This is a genomic window from Photobacterium carnosum (genome assembly GCF_021236965.1).
GTDB lineage: Bacteria > Pseudomonadota > Gammaproteobacteria > Enterobacterales > Vibrionaceae > Photobacterium > Photobacterium carnosum.
Genome location: NZ_WMDN01000026.1, coordinates 35,850 through 51,582, shown reverse-complemented (window position 1 = coordinate 51,582; position 15,733 = coordinate 35,850). Strand labels below are relative to the sequence as shown.

Sequence of the window (15,733 nt, the reverse complement as noted above, 5' to 3'; positions counted from 1 at the left end):
AGCAGTTAATCATTGCGGAAGTGGCGGAATTGGTAGACGCACTAGATTTAGGTTCTAGCGCCGTAAGGTGTGAGAGTTCAAGTCTCTCCTTCCGCACCATTATTCTTTAAATCGGCTTTTTACCAATTACTGATTTAAACAATACACTAGAGAAATACGGTTATTTATAACTGACAATATGCGGAAGTGGCGGAATTGGTAGACGCACTAGATTTAGGTTCTAGCGCCGTAAGGTGTGAGAGTTCAAGTCTCTCCTTCCGCACCATTCTCTCTAGTTTGTGAAAGTCTTATGAAAATAAGCACAGTAGGTCTATCGCCAAGCGGTAAGGCAACGGCTTTTGATGCCGTCATACCCTGGTTCGAATCCAGGTAGACCTGCCACTATTTAAGAGTATTGATTCATTTCAGTATTCTATGTTGGCTACGTAGCTCAGTTGGTTAGAGCACATCACTCATAATGATGGGGTCACAGGTTCGAATCCCGTCGTAGCCACCATTCTCTTTTGATAATGTTCAAAGAGATAAAAAATTTGCGGAAGTGGCGGAATTGGTAGACGCACTAGATTTAGGTTCTAGCGCCGTAAGGTGTGAGAGTTCAAGTCTCTCCTTCCGCACCATATTAGAGACCTACTCTTTGAGTAGGTTTTCTTTTATCTGCAATATAGTGATCATCTCCATTGATGCCAACTGCAAGTAAAAGAATAAATAAAAAGCCGAGTAATTAATTTTACTCGGCTTTTTGTTTTTATTTTCGTTACAAAAGACATTCAATACTATCGTTATATCCCCATTGCATACTTCAATACGTGTTTTTTTATCGCGCCAGTATGATCAGCAGCCCGTAATCCTACATTGCGCAGTAACTTTAATGGCCCAATATTATTACTGAACGTGCTGTAGAAAAAATCCATTCCAGTTTGCATAATCAAATTATCAGGGCGACGACAACGTTCATAATTAGCCAGAACTTGAGGTTGTTGCCACTCATTGCCTGCTTGGTTGATTTTTTCTAATAAACAAGCGACATCTTTAAAGCCTAAATTAACCCCTTGTCCTGCTAATGGGTTAATCGTATGCGCAGCATCACCTAATAGCACCACATTCGACTTATAATACGTTTGCGCATGACGACGTGTTAAAGGAAAACTACCATGATTAAGCACCGTAAACTCGCCTAATTCACTTGGGAACGTTGCCACAATCTCAGCGTGTAATTGCGCTGCTGGCATTGCTGATAATTGACGAATTCGAGCAGGAGAGTCATACCAAACAAGTGATCCTTGATGGCCAGGCAAAGGTAAAAATGACCGAGGTCCCGCTGGCGTAAACTGCTGCCAAGTAATATCCTGTTGTGGCAAAGCCGTTGTGATATTAATTAGCATACAATGCTGGCGATAATCCCACGCGGTAATACCAATATTCGCTTGCTGGCGTACTTGAGAGTTAGCGCCATCAGCACCAATGAGTAAACCACAATTAAGCAGTGAACCATCGTCTAATTCGATCTGATAACCATCATCAATCGCAGTCGCTGCGACCATGGTTGCAGGACACAATAAAGTAATATTGTCGTACTGTTCAAATTGCTGCCATAGCGCTAATTGAATGACACGATTTTCGACGATATAACCTAATTGTTGCAGTTGCATCTCATCGGCATTAAACCGAGTGCGACACTCAGGATTTTCCCATGTTTCAAGACGTTTAAAGGGACATAAGCGCATCGCCATCACCGTTTTCCATGCTCCTAATTGTTCTAAGAGTACGACTGAACGTGGAGAAATAGCCGATACGCGTAAATCCATCGCTTGTGCTGACATAAATGGCTGTGGCGCATAACCTTCTATCACTGCCACCTCTAAGCCTTGTTGAGCTAAACCAATCGCGGTAGCGGCCCCCACCATACCGCCACCGGCAACAATGACATCATATTGTTCCATATCTTTACCTACCTATTATGCCCAAGCTTATTATTTGGTTATAATCTTTCAAACCATTGTGTTAGATGATTGTATAAGAAAATACGGTTATTGGGGTACTACCATAATGTATTCATCGCTAATCACTCCCTTTCATCATTGACAGGAATCCAATCACCATGCTGACAAGCTTTAAACGTTTTATCGTTAAATTTATTTTAGGCGCGTTAATTGTACCGATTGTTCTGATCGTCATTTTTAAATTTATTAACCCACCGTTTTGGGGCTGGGAAATTAGCCGTACTCTATTTCCGCCACAAGGTTATCCAAAGCAAACACATCATCAATGGGTTAATTTGGATAAGATTTCAAAAAATATGCAATTAGCGGTGATAGCTTCAGAAGATCAAACCTTTCCTGAACACCACGGTATCGATCTTAATGCAACCCTCTTTGTCCTTGAACACAGCGGTAAAAATGGTCCCAGCCGAGGTGCTAGTACCATTACTCAACAAACTGCTAAGAATGTGTTTTTATTCCCCTGTCATTCTTTTATTCGTAAAGGCATCGAATTGTATTTTGCATTATGGATGGAGGTTATTTGGGGCAAAGATCGTATTTTAGAAACCTACTTAAACGTCATTGAATTTGGTCCGGGGATCTATGGTGTTCAAGCGGCTAGTGAGCATTTTTTCCATATTCCAGCGAGTCGACTTAGCGCTCAACAAGCAGCACAACTGGCCGCAGTATTACCTAATCCGTATAAAATAAAAGCCAGTCCAATGAGTAATTATGTCTATCAACGAACATTATGGATCCGTAAACAAATGCGTCAACTAGGTATGGTTACGCTAAATAAGGTCTATGATGAACAATCACTTTTTAAATCATTTAATCTCTATCGCTAGTCAAAGACAAAAGACCACACTTTTTTCAGGGTGGTGATGATCTAGTCAGACCGAGTTTAAAGCAGTACAATACGCGGCTTGCTACAGGGCATTACCCTAAAAATAACGTAATGCGACCTGTCAGCCCGTAATTCTGAATGTAATGAATCAACACTACGAGCGAAGAGAGATGGCGAAGAAACTGCTGATTAAAACCTGGGGCTGCCAGATGAACGAATACGATTCATCAAAAATGGCCGATCTTCTTAATGCTGCTAATGGCTTCGAGTTAACAGAAATCCCAGAAGAAGCAGATGTTCTGCTACTTAACACCTGTTCGATCCGTGAAAAAGCACAAGAAAAAGTTTTCCACCAGCTAGGCCGTTGGAAAAAACTAAAAGATAAAAAACCCGATCTAGTGATCGGCGTTGGTGGCTGTGTAGCGACTCAAGAAGGTGATTCTATTCGCAAACGCGCACCTTACGTTGATGTTATTTTTGGTCCACAAACCCTACACCGTTTGCCTGAGATGATTAAACGCTCTCAATCAAATGAAAAAACAGTAATGGATATTTCATTCCCTGAGATTGAAAAATTCGATAACTTACCTGAACCTCGTGCTGACGGTGCAACTGCATTTGTCTCTATCATGGAAGGCTGTTCTAAATATTGTACTTACTGCGTAGTGCCTTACACTCGCGGTGAAGAAGTTAGCCGTCCGATAGATGATGTTTTGTATGAGATTGCACAACTGGCAGAACAAGGTGTACGTGAAGTTAACCTGTTAGGCCAAAACGTGAACGCATTCCGCGGCCCAACATTCGATGGTGAGCTTGCAAGTTTTGCTGAATTACTGCGTTTAGTCGCAGCAATTGATGGTATTGACCGTGTACGTTATACGACAAGCCATCCGATTGAGTTTACTGACGACATTATCGACGTTTACAAAGATACCCCTGAGCTGGTTAACTACTTACACCTACCAGTACAAAGTGGTTCAGATCGTATTCTAACGATGATGAAGCGCCCTCACACGGTACTTGAATACAAGTCAAAAATTCGTAAGTTACGTAAAGTGCGTCCAGATATCACCATGAGTTCAGACTTTATTGTTGGATTCCCTGGCGAATCGGATCAAGATTTCGAAGATACCATGAAACTGATTCGTGATATTGATTTTGATATTAGCTACAGCTTTGTCTTCTCACCGCGCCCAGGCACACCAGCGGCAGATTACCCTTGTGATCTGACTGAAAAAGTGAAGAAAGAGCGTCTTTACGCCCTACAGCAGCAAATCAATAGCCAAGCAATGCGTCATGCACGCCAAATGCTAGACACAGAACAACGTATTTTGGTTGAAGGTCCATCACGTAAAAATGTAATGGAACTACGCGGACGTACTGAAAACAACCGTATCGTAAACTTTGAAGGTTCTGCTGAATTGATTGGTCAATTTGTTGATGTGAAAATCGTCGACGTATTTACTAACTCATTACGTGGCGAACTTGTTCGCACTGAAGCAGAAATGGATCTTCGTGTTGCAATGTCACCAGCAGCAATGATGGCAAAAACGCGCCGTGAAGATGATTTAGGTGTAGGCGTATATACTCCTGAATAATAGCGATTCACTGCCGTTAAACAACAAGCAGTAATAACGATTATTCAAAGTAAGTCGCATGCCCTGAAAATATGGTCGCCTACTTAATAGGCGACCTCAATGAGAGGCAAACCTTGAACAAGATAATTACTGTAGAATTTGATCTGGAACCCGCCCATAACCAGCGTCTTTCCAGCCTTTGTGGTCCTTTCGACGACAACATCAAACAGCTAGAACGTCGTCTAGGTGTTGAAATCAATCATCGCAACAACCATTTTAGCGTCGTGGGCCAACCACACACTGCTGATGTTGCCACCAATATCATTAAAGATTTATACGTTGATACGGCTCCCGTACATAACAACATTCCCGATATTGAACCCGACCAACTTCATCTAGCAATTAAAGCCTCTGGCGTCTTAGAACAAACCATAGAAACAAGCATCCCTTTTGGTAAAGAAGTCCATATCAAAACCAAAAAAGGGATCATAAAACCACGCACGCCTAACCAAGCCCAATATATTGCCAATATTGTGACCCACGATATTACCTTTGGTGTCGGCCCTGCGGGTACGGGGAAAACTTACCTTGCCGTTGCCGCTGCCGTTGATGCCCTTGAGCGTCAAGAAGTTCGCCGTATTCTGCTTACTCGTCCTGCCGTTGAAGCAGGGGAAAAATTGGGTTTCTTACCCGGTGATTTAAGCCAGAAAGTCGATCCATACCTACGCCCACTTTATGATGCTTTGTTTGAAATGCTAGGTTTTGAACGCGTAGAAAAGCTTATTGAGCGTAATGTAATTGAAGTCGCACCGTTAGCTTATATGCGTGGTCGTACCCTTAATGATGCGTTTATTATTTTAGATGAAAGCCAAAATACCACTGTTGAACAAATGAAAATGTTCCTAACGCGTATTGGCTTTAATTCACGCGCAGTGATCACTGGCGACGTCACTCAAATCGATTTACCGCGTGGCGCGCGTTCAGGTTTACGTCATGCAGTTGAAGTATTATCAAATGTTGAAGAGATTAGCTTTAACTTTTTCTTAGCCAATGATGTCGTGCGCCACCCTGTTGTCGCTCGCATTGTTCAAGCCTATGAAATCTGGGAAAGTGACGATCAAAAACAACGAAAACAAGCAGAACAACGTCGTCGTACAGAACAAGACGCCAAAGATGCCGCCTTATTCGCCATCGCGACTGCCGCTAAAATTGAATCACAAAAGAGTAACTAATGGCGATTTATCTTGATCTACAACTTGCAACAGCAGACGAAACTGGGTTACCGACTGAGGCTGAATTCCAGCAATGGTTAAATGCCGCAGTCACCCCATTTCAGGCCGATGCTGAAGTCACTATTCGATTAGTTGATAAGCAAGAAAGCCACGCACTCAACCTTGAGTACCGAAGCAAAGATCGACCAACAAATGTACTTTCTTTTCCATTTGAAGCGCCACCAGAAATCGAAATGAACTTACTTGGCGATCTCATTATTTGTCGTCAAGTTGTAGAAACTGAAGCGCTTGAACAACAAAAGCCACTTAATGCGCATTGGGCACATATGGTTGTACACGGCAGTCTCCATCTGCTAGGTTATGATCATATCGAAGACGATGAAGCTGAAGAAATGGAAGCATTAGAGACTGAAATCATGCAAAACATGGGCTTTATCGACCCTTACATTTCTGAAAAGTAGTAACATACCCCAAAATATTCCGCAGCTTGATAAACCAAGCTGCATTTCCGTGGCAATGTCCACTTAGTTGATAAAGTAAATAATGAACGCAGATAACTCTCCAACAACTGAAGGTCCGAGTAGAAAGTCCTTCTTTGAACGTATTGGCCAACTTTTTCAAGGTGAACCACAAAACCGTGAAGAATTAGTTGAAGTATTCCGTGACTCGGAAGAAAACGATTTGATAGATCATGACACCCGCGACATGCTCGAAGGTGTGATGGAAATAGCAGAAATGCGTGTACGTGACATTATGATCCCACGTTCACAAATGACGACTATCGAGCGTTCTCAGAAGCTAGAAGATCTTATTGATTTAATTGTTGAAGCTCAACACTCACGCTACCCTGTTATTAGTGATGATAAAGACCATGTCGAAGGCATTTTATTAGCCAAAGACTTACTGCGTTATTTATTGCCTGACAGTGAGCCCTTTGATATCGACAAAGTATTACGTCCAGCCGTTGTAGTGCCTGAAAGTAAACGTGTTGATCGCCTATTAAAAGAGTTCCGCGAAGAGCGTTACCACATGGCAATTGTGGTTGATGAGTTTGGTGGTGTATCTGGTGTTATCACTATTGAAGATATTCTTGAACAAATTGTTGGCGAAATCGAAGATGAATTTGACGACGAAGAAGAACAAGAAGTTCGTCAATTAAGTAAACATACTTACGCAGTCAAAGCCCTAACAACCATTGAAGATTTCAATGAACTGTTCCATACCTCATTTTGTGATGAAGAAGTCGATACCGTCGGCGGCTTGGTTATGATGAGTTTTGGTCACTTGCCATCGCGCGGTGAAGTTGTTGAAGTTAATGGTTATTCATTTAAAGTGACCTCGTCTGATAACCGTCGCGTTATCCAGTTACAAGTAACTGTACCTGACGAAGCCTTTCAACCTACCATTACTCCATAAATGATGACAAAAAAAACACTCATCTCATTGGGACAGTTGCTTGCAGCTGTCCCTGCAGGTGCGATTGCGACCTTGTCTTTTGCTCCTTATGACTACGCATTTATCGCGCCACTAACACTGATTCTGTTTTTCCTTTTATTACAGAAACAATCCCCTAAACGCTCAGCACTGATTGGCTTTTTTTATGGTCTAGGTATGTTTGGTACTGGTATCAGCTGGGTACATGTCAGCATCGATACCTTTGGTGGTATGCCTAAAATCGCCAGCATGTTCTTAATGTGCTTGCTAATTAGTTACTTAGCATTATATCCAGCATTATTTGGCTATTTATTTAATCGTTTTAATCGCCAACGGCCATTACATCAATTACTGCTTTCCGGTCCGGTTATTTGGTTAGTACTTGATTGGATCCGTGGCTGGTTATTTACTGGTTTTCCTTGGTTATGGATGGGATACAGCCAACTTAATACGCCATTGGCACACTTCGCACCCATTTTTGGTGTCGAAGGGATCACTCTCGCCTTAGTGCTTATATCGGGATCAATAACTGCAACCCTTTACTACCGTAACTGGCGTCCATTCATGGTTGCGGTATTAGTGGCAATATTAGCGGTATTAGCCGGTATTCCACAGTGGGTAAAACCCGATCCTAAACACAGTATCAGTGTTGCTTTGATCCAAGGTAACATTTCGCAAGAAGAGAAATGGCTACCCAGTCACCGCTGGCCAACGTTGATGAAATATATGGATCTCACCCGTGATAACTGGGGTGCCGATTTAATTATTTGGCCAGAAGCCGCCATTCCTGCACTTGAAGAAGATATTCCAACCTTCTTACAAAATCTGGATGCGGCCGCACGCGCTAATAACAGCACCGTGATCACTGGTATTTTAGATCGAAAAGCAGATGGCGAGTTTTTCAATAATATTTTGACGCTCGGTGTCGATGCTGATGGCCCTTATAACTACAAGACTGCAACCCGTTACACAAAACACCACCTGTTACCGTTTGGTGAATTTGTGCCGTTTGCTAGCTTGTTACGTCCATTAGCACCGTTCTTTAATCTGCCGATGTCATCGTTTAGCCGCGGTGCTTATATTCAACCGAATATTCAAGCCCATGGTTATTCAATTGCACCTGCGCTGTGTTATGAAATTGCATTTGGTGAACAAATTCGTCAAAACGTTACAAAAAAAACAGAGTTACTGCTTACGCTTTCTAATGATGCATGGTTTGGCCACTCAATTGGCCCATTCCAACACATGGAAATTGCTCAAATGCGGGCGCTTGAACTTGGTAAACCATTATTGCGTGGAACAAATACGGGTATTACAGCAGTGGTTGATCATAATGGTCATATCACCAAAGAATTACCGCAATTTGTCACTGGCGTATTAAAAGATAAAGTGATCCCAACCATTGGGATGACACCCTACACCACCTTAGGCAGTTGGCCGTTATATGGTTACTGTTTATGGGCATTAGCATTATCTTGGCTACTTGTTCGACGTAAACGCGGACATTTTCGTGACGTACGTCCAACGGAAAAAGAATAAAATTTAAGGTGAAGCTAATAACTTCACCTTCTTTTTTACGATTAGTTTATTGTGATCTTAATTAACAACTAATAACGGCAATCCTACAAGAATCAACCACCAGCAACGAGATGAGGAATGATAGATGAAAGCAACACATAAAATATTTACCTCTTTATGTTCATTATTGATGTTAATGCTATCAACACAAGTACTTGCTCAAGAACAACAAAATGATACCAAAGACGCACTAGCACTTTTTTATAAATCCCCACAAACACAACCTTTTTTCCATTCGGCTTATGGATATGCTGTTTTTCCATCGGTGGGTAAAGGCGGCTTTTGGATTGGTGGTGCTTACGGCTCAGGGGTTGTATTTAAAGCGAATAAAGCAATGGGATTTGCTAAGTTATACCAAGTGTCTATTGGGTTACAATTTGGCGGCCAAGCTTTTAGTGAGATTCTATTCTTCCAAGATAAACGTGCTTACGATCGCTTTATTGATGGTGGCTTAGAATTAGATGCTCAAGCATCAGCAGTAGCCTTAACAGAAGGTGCTTCAGCTAAGATCGGAACAGCAGGGGCTGGTATCAGTGCAGGTAGTGACTATATGACCCAAAGCTACATTAATGGTGTTGCTATCTTCACTCGTGCTAAAGGTGGAGCTATGATTGAAGCATCATTAGCCGGACAAAAATTCACCTATGAGCCAATGACAACCGCAACCCGTGAAATAAAAGGCTATGATCAGGTGCTACCTAAGTTTAACGCTGACGATCAACCATCCCAAACAATGTCTCAATCACAGCCAAGAAAATATCAACAAATGCAAAAACCTGCGGCAACAATAAAATCTACAGACTCAGCAGTGGTTGTTGATCTTATTGAAAAACCTGACTATTAAATTAAGCGTTAGATTTATTACATAACAATAAAAACGCAGCTCTTAATATGGCTGCGTTTTATATTACTACTAATAATGCAAATAACCATTTATGGGTTCAATGGCAAACGTGAAAACTGTTTACAGCCACATTTCACACATGGCTCAATGCGAGTCACATGGGTGATCATTTCTGTATGACCACATTTCTCACACACAAGATTACCCAACCCAACAAGCTCACCAGCTTCATAAACGCCCTTATGCTGAATATCATCCATAACCTCAATCCACTCTAATTGGGTTTTATCAGTAACTTCAGCTAAATTTTTCCAAATGCTTTCACTGACTAACTTATAAAATGGACTTTCACTGAAGGGTTGTGAACTATTTTTTACTTCTTCAGTAAATGTTTTTAAATCACTTTTGACATAAGCTTCAACTAATGATAATTCATCTTTAGTCATATCACTCGCAGCTTTGCCATAAAGCTCAGTCGTTTTAAGATCACTTTTAATGTAAGCTTCAACTAATGAAAGCTCATCTTTAGTCATATCACTCGCAGCTTTACCATAAAGCTCCGTCATCTTAAAAAACTTCTTTAGCTCTTCTGGACTATGCTTAAGCGCTTCAGTTACTTTTTCTAATATTGCTTCATACTGCTTTTGTTGCTTAGTCATGGGATTAATCCTCTGCCAATGTGCAAAATAATTACGTAATTACGGCCAAATGTAAGATTAAGGTCGCCGAATTGCTATCAGCTATTGTTGACACCTTTACCTTTGGTTATCCTATGTCGATTACAATGAATGTGTTTGTATTAAACTCACAAAATTCTGGATGTCATCGATGCAAGAACAATATCGTCCACAGGACATTGAACAAAAAGTTCAAGAACATTGGGATAACAATAAGACCTTTGTTGTTAGTGAAGATCCTAATAAAGAAAAATTCTACTGTCTGTCCATGTTCCCGTACCCAAGTGGTCGCTTGCACATGGGTCACGTGCGTAACTACACTATCGGTGATGTTATCTCTCGCTACCAACGCTTACAAGGCAAAAATGTCATGCAGCCAATTGGTTGGGATGCATTTGGTCTACCAGCAGAGAACGCAGCAGTAAAAAATAACACTGCGCCAGCACCTTGGACCTACGAAAACATCGAGTACATGAAGAACCAACTTAAGCTATTAGGTTTTGGTTACGATTGGAGCCGTGAATTCGCAACCTGTACTCCTGAGTACTACCGTTGGGAACAAGAGTTCTTTACTAAACTGTACAACAAGGGTCTAGTTTACAAAAAGACATCGTCTGTAAACTGGTGTCCTAACGACCAAACTGTTCTAGCAAATGAGCAAGTAGAAAACGGTTGTTGCTGGCGTTGTGATACCCCTGTAGAACAAAAAGAGATTCCACAGTGGTTCATTAAAATTACTGAGTACGCACAAGAGTTACTTGACGACCTTGATACCCTTGATGGTTGGCCTGAAATGGTTAAAACCATGCAGCGTAACTGGATCGGCCGTTCTGAAGGCGTTGAATTAACGTTTAACGTTAAAGGTCAAAACGATTTAGAAGTTTACACAACGCGTCCAGATACCCTAATGGGTGTGACATTTGTTAGCATTGCAGCAGGTCACCCACTGGCTGCAAAAGCGGCTAAGAACAACCCAGCCCTAGCAACATTTATCGATGAGTGCCGTAACACCAAAGTTGCTGAAGCTGAACTTGCAACAATGGAAAAGAAAGGCATGGATACTGGCTTTACTGCTATCCATCCACTTGACGGTCGTGAAGTACCAGTATACATCGCTAACTTTGTATTAATGGATTACGGCACAGGCGCAGTAATGGCAGTTCCTGCTCACGATCAACGTGACTTTGAATTTGCAACTAAGTACAACATCGACATCATGGCGGTAATTAAGCCAGAAGACGGTAGCGAATTTGATATCTCTGAAGCAGCATTCACTGAAAAAGGTGTGTTGTTCAATTCAGGTGAATTTGACGGTCTAAACTTCCAACAAGCGTTTGATGCAATTGCAGCAAAACTTGAAGCGGAAGGCAAAGGCAAGAAAACGATTAACTTCCGTCTTCGTGACTGGGGTGTTTCACGTCAACGCTACTGGGGTGCACCAATCCCAATGGTAACGACTGAAGATGGTCAAGTACATCCTGTTGCTGCCGATCAACTACCCGTTATTCTTCCAGAAGATGTGGTAATGGATGGCGTAACAAGTCCGCTTAAAGCTGACTTAGAATGGGCTAAAACCACCTTTAACGGCGAACCAGCACTGCGTGAAACTGATACCTTTGACACCTTTATGGAGTCATCTTGGTACTACGCACGTTACTGTTCACCACAAGCTGATGATATTCTTGATCCAGCGAAAGCCAACTACTGGCTACCTGTTGATCAATATGTTGGTGGTATTGAACACGCGTGTATGCACCTATTGTACTCACGTTTCTTCCACAAATTACTTCGTGATGCGGGTTACGTAACCTCTAACGAACCGTTTAAGCAACTACTATGTCAAGGCATGGTATTGGCTGATGCGTTCTTCTACACTACTGACAAAGGTGGTAAAGAGTGGGTTGCGCCAACAGATGTAATCGTTGAACGTGACGGCAAAGGCCGTATCACAACAGCGGTAGATTCTAAAGGTCATAACGTTGAACACTCAGGCATGATCAAAATGTCTAAGTCTAAAAACAACGGTATTGATCCACAAGAGATGGTAAACAAATACGGTGCTGACACCGTACGTTTATTTATGATGTTTGCATCGCCTGCTGATATGACGCTTGAGTGGCAAGAATCTGGCGTTGAGGGTGCAAACCGCTTCCTTAAGCGTGTTTGGAAACTGGTTCGTGAGCATGCTGAAAAAGGCACCGCTAAAACCGTTAATACCACAACATTAAGCAATGATCAAAAAGCACTTCGTCGTGATATTCATAAAACTATCGCTAAAGTAAGTGATGATATTGGTCGCCGTCAGACATTTAATACCGCGATTGCTGCAATCATGGAATTAATGAACAAGCTAGCTAAAGCGCCACAAGAATCAGTACAAGATCGTGCTATTCTTGATGAAGCACTAAAAGCGATTGTTACGATGCTTTACCCAATGACACCACATATCTGTTTTGAAATGTGGCAAGCTCTAGGTCAAACAGATATAGACCATGCTGTATGGCCACAAGCTGATGCAGCTGCATTGGTTGAAGATGAAAAGCTAATCATTGTTCAAGTTAACGGCAAACTACGTGCTAAATTAACGGTAGCGGCAGACGCAACCAAAGAGCAAGTAGAAGCATTAGCAATGGCAGATGAAGGCGTAACTCGCTTCACTGAAGGAAATACTGTACGTAAAGTTATTTATGTACCAGGTAAACTACTTAACATTGTTGCTAACTAATCAAGGTTAACTACTGTATAACATTGTTGTTAAAGCAGTAAATAGCCTAAAGATCCCCGCTTCTGCGGGGATCTTTATAATTACGGTCATATTTAATTTTGCGCCCAGCGCACCTTCTTTTCTATCAAGGAGCTGACTTTCGTGAAAAGTTTTTTCTCGGCCAACAGCCTAACTCGACTACTTATCATTACTCTTCTCGCGCTTACAACAGCTTCTTGCGGCTTTCATCTTCGTGGTAACTACATGCTACCGGAAGGGATTGCTAAGCTATCGTTAACCAGTTTTGACCCCTACGGTCAATTAACCCGTATGGTAAAATACCAATTTAAACTGCATGGTATTGAAGAAGTAAAACCAGCAGCAACCATACCGAACCTTAATATCACCAGTGAATCAACTGGCGACAGTACGTTATCGCTATATCAAAATAACGGTAAAGCAGAATATGATTTAACCTTAACGGTTAACTACACGGTGACGATTCCTAATCAAGGTATTGAACAGTTTAGTACTAAAGTTACGCGTACTTTCTTGGATAACCCACTTTCAGCACTGGCTAAATCAGTAGAACGTGACGAATTAGTGAATGTGATGCGTGAACAAGCCGCACAACAAATCATGCGTAAACTGGCGCGTCTGACCACAGTGTTTAATAAGATGGAAGAAGACAAACTCAACGCTGAATTAAACCAGATTTTACATAACCAAAAAGTATCGATTAAAGATGGCAGTACAACGACCATCACCACAACACCTGCAGTTATACATAAAAAACAAGATCACAACGCACAATGAGAGCCTACCCAGAACAACTGACGCAGCAGCTGACAAAAGGCCTGCGTCAGGCTTATTTACTGTTTGGTAATGAGCTATTATTAAAACAAGAAGCGGGCGATAACATTAAACATATCGCCCAACAACAAGGTTTTCTTGAACGCCATAGCTTTACTATCGATAATAGTATTGATTGGAATGCGGTGTTAGATTGCTGCAATGCCATGAGCTTATTTTCAGCCCAACAAATTATTGAGCTCGAAATAGCAGAAACAGGCCTAAATGCCAATCAAGCAAAAGCATTACTAGAGGTTATTGACGCACTAAATCCTGATATTTTATTACTCTTAACTGGACCTAGAATTAATAAAAAACAGGAAAGTACTAAATGGTTTAAAGCACTCGATAATATTGGGTTATATGTACCGTGTAATACCCCAGATCCACGTCAAATGCCGCGTTTTATTCAAGGCCGTTGTCAGATCTTAGGTTTAAAACCGGATCATGAATCAATACAAATGTTAGCCCAATGGCATGAAGGTAATTTACTGGCATTATCACAAAGCTTACATAAATTAGTATTATTGTATTCTGATGGTATTTTAACCACCATTCGGTTACAAGAAGCATTGAGTCGCCATAATCACTACACCCCATTTCAATTAATTGATGCACTGTTAGCCGGACAAGCTAAACGTAGCCAACGCATATTGCGTCAATTACAGGCGGAAGGTGTAGAAGCAACAATTTTATTACGAACGTTGCAACGTGAGTTAGCTCAATTGTATAAAATGCAAGAAATGGGAAATAAAGGCACACCTTTAAATCTCATTTTTGAACAATTTAGGATATGGCAAAATCGTCGTGAAATGTACATTGGGGCTTTGCATCGACTACCGCTTATGGCCTTAGTTACCATTATCCGCCAGCTAACATTACTAGAAATTCAGGTAAAAACCGACTATGACACTCAACCATGGTCAGACTTGAGTTGCTTATGTGCTGAAATGTGTGGCATATCAACTCATTTACAGCCATTAAATTAATCTTAATACAGGTCAAAATCGCGACTTTTTACCTATTTGAACAAAATCACTAAACAAACATGCGAAAAAATACCGTCGGAACCTTGTCCGCTTATCGCTGTCTGATAAGAGCATGGTATACTGCGGCACAATTCATGGTCAGTATGTCTATTTGACATTATCGATGCTAGTTATAGCGTCAATCGGCCACTACTATACTAACACTCAAGTGAGGGAATCCCTTTGCAGCTTCAAGAACTACACGATTTCATTGTTGATAAAATTGACGACATTAAAGCACAAGATATCGTAACAATTGATGTCCGCGGCAAATCAAGCATCACTGATCTAATGGTTATCTGTACTGGTACATCTAACCGTCATGTGGCTTCTATTGCCGATCACGTAGAAAAAGAAACAAAATTAGTTGATTACCCACCTCTACGCATCAGTAGCGATAAAGAAGGCCTATGGGTTATTGTTGATATGGGCAATGTTATGCTACATATTATGCAAGAAAACGCTCGTGAGCTATACCAACTGGAGAAGCTTTGGAGCTAATTGACCATGAGGCTTCAACTGATTGCTGTTGGTACTAAAATGCCAAAATGGGTTGAGGACGGTTATAAAGAATATAGCCGTCGCTTCCCAAAAGATATGCCACTGGAATTAATTGAAATTTCAGCGGGAAAACGTGGCAAAAATGCTGATATTCCTCGCATTCTTCAAAAAGAAGGCGAGGCTATGTTAGCCGCTGTTGCTAAAGGAAACCGTATTGTTACCCTTGATATTCCAGGTAAACGCTGGGATACAGGACAATTGGCACAACAATTGGATGCATGGAAACTAGACGGACGCGATGTATCAATTTTGATCGGCGGACCTGAAGGACTTTCTCCTGCATGTAAAGCAGCGGCAGAACAAAGCTGGTCATTATCACCATTGACTTTACCACACCCATTGGTGCGCGTGGTTATGGCAGAAAGCTTATACCGGGCATGGAGTGTCACGGCTAACCATCCGTACCACAGGGAATAATAA

The 15,733-nt window shown here is 41.5% G+C and carries 14 protein-coding genes and 5 tRNA genes; 17 read left to right on the top strand and 2 right to left on the bottom strand.

Translation table 11 applies throughout. The annotated features are described in order from the left end of the window. Nucleotides 1-14: 14 nt before the first annotated feature. The 5 genes from GLP24_RS17455 to GLP24_RS17435 all read left to right on the top strand — a co-directional run bounded on the left by GLP24_RS17455 (nucleotide 15) and on the right by GLP24_RS17435 (nucleotide 617). Nucleotides 15-99, top strand: a tRNA-Leu gene (locus GLP24_RS17455). Between the two features lie 81 nt (nucleotides 100-180). Further along, nucleotides 181-265, top strand: a tRNA-Leu gene (locus GLP24_RS17450). 41 nt (nucleotides 266-306) lie between these two features. Then, nucleotides 307-381: transfer RNA gene (locus tag GLP24_RS17445), tRNA-Gln, on the top strand. Between the two features lie 38 nt (nucleotides 382-419). Further along, nucleotides 420-496, top strand: a tRNA-Met gene (locus tag GLP24_RS17440). 36 nt (nucleotides 497-532) lie between these two features. After that, nucleotides 533-617, top strand: a tRNA-Leu gene (locus GLP24_RS17435). A gap of 162 nt (nucleotides 618-779) precedes the next feature. Here the strand turns inward: GLP24_RS17435 and GLP24_RS17430 are convergent. After that, entirely contained in the window at nucleotides 780-1,940 is a 1,161-nt protein-coding gene (locus GLP24_RS17430) for a 2-octaprenyl-3-methyl-6-methoxy-1,4-benzoquinol hydroxylase (protein ID WP_232576396.1), read from the bottom strand. Nucleotides 1,941-2,098: 158 nt separating this feature from the next. Here GLP24_RS17430 and mtgA point away from each other — a divergent pair, with 158 nt between their 5' ends. From mtgA to GLP24_RS17395, 7 genes are all read left to right on the top strand, one after another. Beyond that, the gene (gene mtgA / locus GLP24_RS17425) at nucleotides 2,099-2,827 is read left to right on the top strand and encodes a monofunctional biosynthetic peptidoglycan transglycosylase (RefSeq protein ID WP_101770146.1); all 729 of its coding nucleotides are present in this window, start codon (nucleotides 2,099-2,101) and stop codon (nucleotides 2,825-2,827) included. A 169-nt stretch (nucleotides 2,828-2,996) separates the two neighbouring features. Beyond that, on the top strand, nucleotides 2,997-4,424 hold the full coding sequence (miaB, locus tag GLP24_RS17420) for a tRNA (N6-isopentenyl adenosine(37)-C2)-methylthiotransferase MiaB (RefSeq protein WP_101770145.1): 1,428 nt from the start codon (nucleotides 2,997-2,999) through the stop codon (nucleotides 4,422-4,424). A gap of 113 nt (nucleotides 4,425-4,537) precedes the next feature. Beyond that, on the top strand, nucleotides 4,538-5,635 hold the full coding sequence (locus GLP24_RS17415; RefSeq protein WP_232616324.1) for a PhoH family protein: 1,098 nt from the start codon (nucleotides 4,538-4,540) through the stop codon (nucleotides 5,633-5,635). Then, nucleotides 5,635-6,096 (top strand): rRNA maturation RNase YbeY, encoded by a 462-nt coding sequence (ybeY, locus tag GLP24_RS17410; RefSeq protein ID WP_101770143.1) that lies wholly within the window; start codon nucleotides 5,635-5,637, stop codon nucleotides 6,094-6,096. Before GLP24_RS17415 ends, ybeY begins: the two co-directional genes overlap by 1 nt. Nucleotides 6,097-6,178: 82 nt before the next feature. Continuing rightward, nucleotides 6,179-7,051, top strand: a complete 873-nt coding sequence (corC, locus tag GLP24_RS17405; RefSeq protein ID WP_101770142.1) for a CNNM family magnesium/cobalt transport protein CorC — start codon at nucleotides 6,179-6,181, stop codon at nucleotides 7,049-7,051. Between the two features lie 3 nt (nucleotides 7,052-7,054). Next, complete coding sequence (lnt, locus tag GLP24_RS17400) at nucleotides 7,055-8,608, top strand: apolipoprotein N-acyltransferase (RefSeq protein ID WP_101770150.1); 1,554 nt, start codon at nucleotides 7,055-7,057, stop codon at nucleotides 8,606-8,608. A 124-nt stretch (nucleotides 8,609-8,732) separates the two neighbouring features. After that, the gene (locus GLP24_RS17395; RefSeq protein WP_101770141.1) at nucleotides 8,733-9,491 is read left to right on the top strand and encodes a lipid-binding SYLF domain-containing protein; all 759 of its coding nucleotides are present in this window, start codon (nucleotides 8,733-8,735) and stop codon (nucleotides 9,489-9,491) included. 89 nt (nucleotides 9,492-9,580) lie between these two features. Here the strand turns inward: GLP24_RS17395 and GLP24_RS17390 are convergent, their stop codons facing one another. Then, nucleotides 9,581-10,150: a zinc ribbon-containing protein gene (locus tag GLP24_RS17390; RefSeq protein WP_101770140.1), complete on the bottom strand. Its 570-nt coding sequence runs from the start codon at nucleotides 10,148-10,150 to the stop codon at nucleotides 9,581-9,583. A gap of 169 nt (nucleotides 10,151-10,319) precedes the next feature. Between GLP24_RS17390 and leuS the strand changes: the two genes are divergently transcribed. The 5 genes from leuS to rlmH all read left to right on the top strand — a co-directional run bounded on the left by leuS (nucleotide 10,320) and on the right by rlmH (nucleotide 15,730). Next, nucleotides 10,320-12,893: a leucine--tRNA ligase gene (gene leuS, locus GLP24_RS17385; RefSeq protein ID WP_152654335.1), complete on the top strand. Its 2,574-nt coding sequence runs from the start codon at nucleotides 10,320-10,322 to the stop codon at nucleotides 12,891-12,893. Nucleotides 12,894-13,034: 141 nt separating this feature from the next. Then, nucleotides 13,035-13,688: an LPS-assembly lipoprotein LptE gene (locus GLP24_RS17380; protein WP_101770138.1), complete on the top strand. Its 654-nt coding sequence runs from the start codon at nucleotides 13,035-13,037 to the stop codon at nucleotides 13,686-13,688. Continuing rightward, a complete protein-coding gene (gene holA, locus GLP24_RS17375; RefSeq protein WP_221945164.1) occupies nucleotides 13,685-14,713 on the top strand; it encodes a DNA polymerase III subunit delta in 1,029 nt (342 codons plus the stop codon). Before GLP24_RS17380 ends, holA begins: the two co-directional genes overlap by 4 nt. A gap of 222 nt (nucleotides 14,714-14,935) precedes the next feature. After that, nucleotides 14,936-15,253 carry a ribosome silencing factor gene (rsfS, locus tag GLP24_RS17370; protein ID WP_101770136.1) on the top strand — a complete coding sequence of 106 codons (318 nt, stop codon included), beginning with the start codon at nucleotides 14,936-14,938 and terminating at the stop codon, nucleotides 15,251-15,253. Between the two features lie 6 nt (nucleotides 15,254-15,259). Further along, a complete protein-coding gene (rlmH, locus tag GLP24_RS17365; RefSeq protein ID WP_101770135.1) occupies nucleotides 15,260-15,730 on the top strand; it encodes a 23S rRNA (pseudouridine(1915)-N(3))-methyltransferase RlmH in 471 nt (156 codons plus the stop codon). Nucleotides 15,731-15,733: the final 3 nt, after the last annotated feature.

Coding starts and splice junctions, on each gene's coding strand:
- mtgA (WP_101770146.1), top strand. CDS start 2,099: ATGCTGACAAGCTTTAAACGTTTTATCGTTAAATTTATTTTAGGCGCG.
- GLP24_RS17395 (WP_101770141.1), top strand. CDS start 8,733: ATGAAAGCAACACATAAAATATTTACCTCTTTATGTTCATTATTGATG.
- GLP24_RS17390 (WP_101770140.1), bottom strand. CDS start 10,150: ATGACTAAGCAACAAAAGCAGTATGAAGCAATATTAGAAAAAGTAACT.
- miaB (WP_101770145.1), top strand. CDS start 2,997: ATGGCGAAGAAACTGCTGATTAAAACCTGGGGCTGCCAGATGAACGAA.
- lnt (WP_101770150.1), top strand. CDS start 7,055: ATGACAAAAAAAACACTCATCTCATTGGGACAGTTGCTTGCAGCTGTC.
- holA (WP_221945164.1), top strand. CDS start 13,685: ATGAGAGCCTACCCAGAACAACTGACGCAGCAGCTGACAAAAGGCCTG.
- corC (WP_101770142.1), top strand. CDS start 6,179: ATGAACGCAGATAACTCTCCAACAACTGAAGGTCCGAGTAGAAAGTCC.
- rlmH (WP_101770135.1), top strand. CDS start 15,260: ATGAGGCTTCAACTGATTGCTGTTGGTACTAAAATGCCAAAATGGGTT.
- ybeY (WP_101770143.1), top strand. CDS start 5,635: ATGGCGATTTATCTTGATCTACAACTTGCAACAGCAGACGAAACTGGG.
- GLP24_RS17430 (WP_232576396.1), bottom strand. CDS start 1,940: ATGGAACAATATGATGTCATTGTTGCCGGTGGCGGTATGGTGGGGGCC.
- leuS (WP_152654335.1), top strand. CDS start 10,320: ATGCAAGAACAATATCGTCCACAGGACATTGAACAAAAAGTTCAAGAA.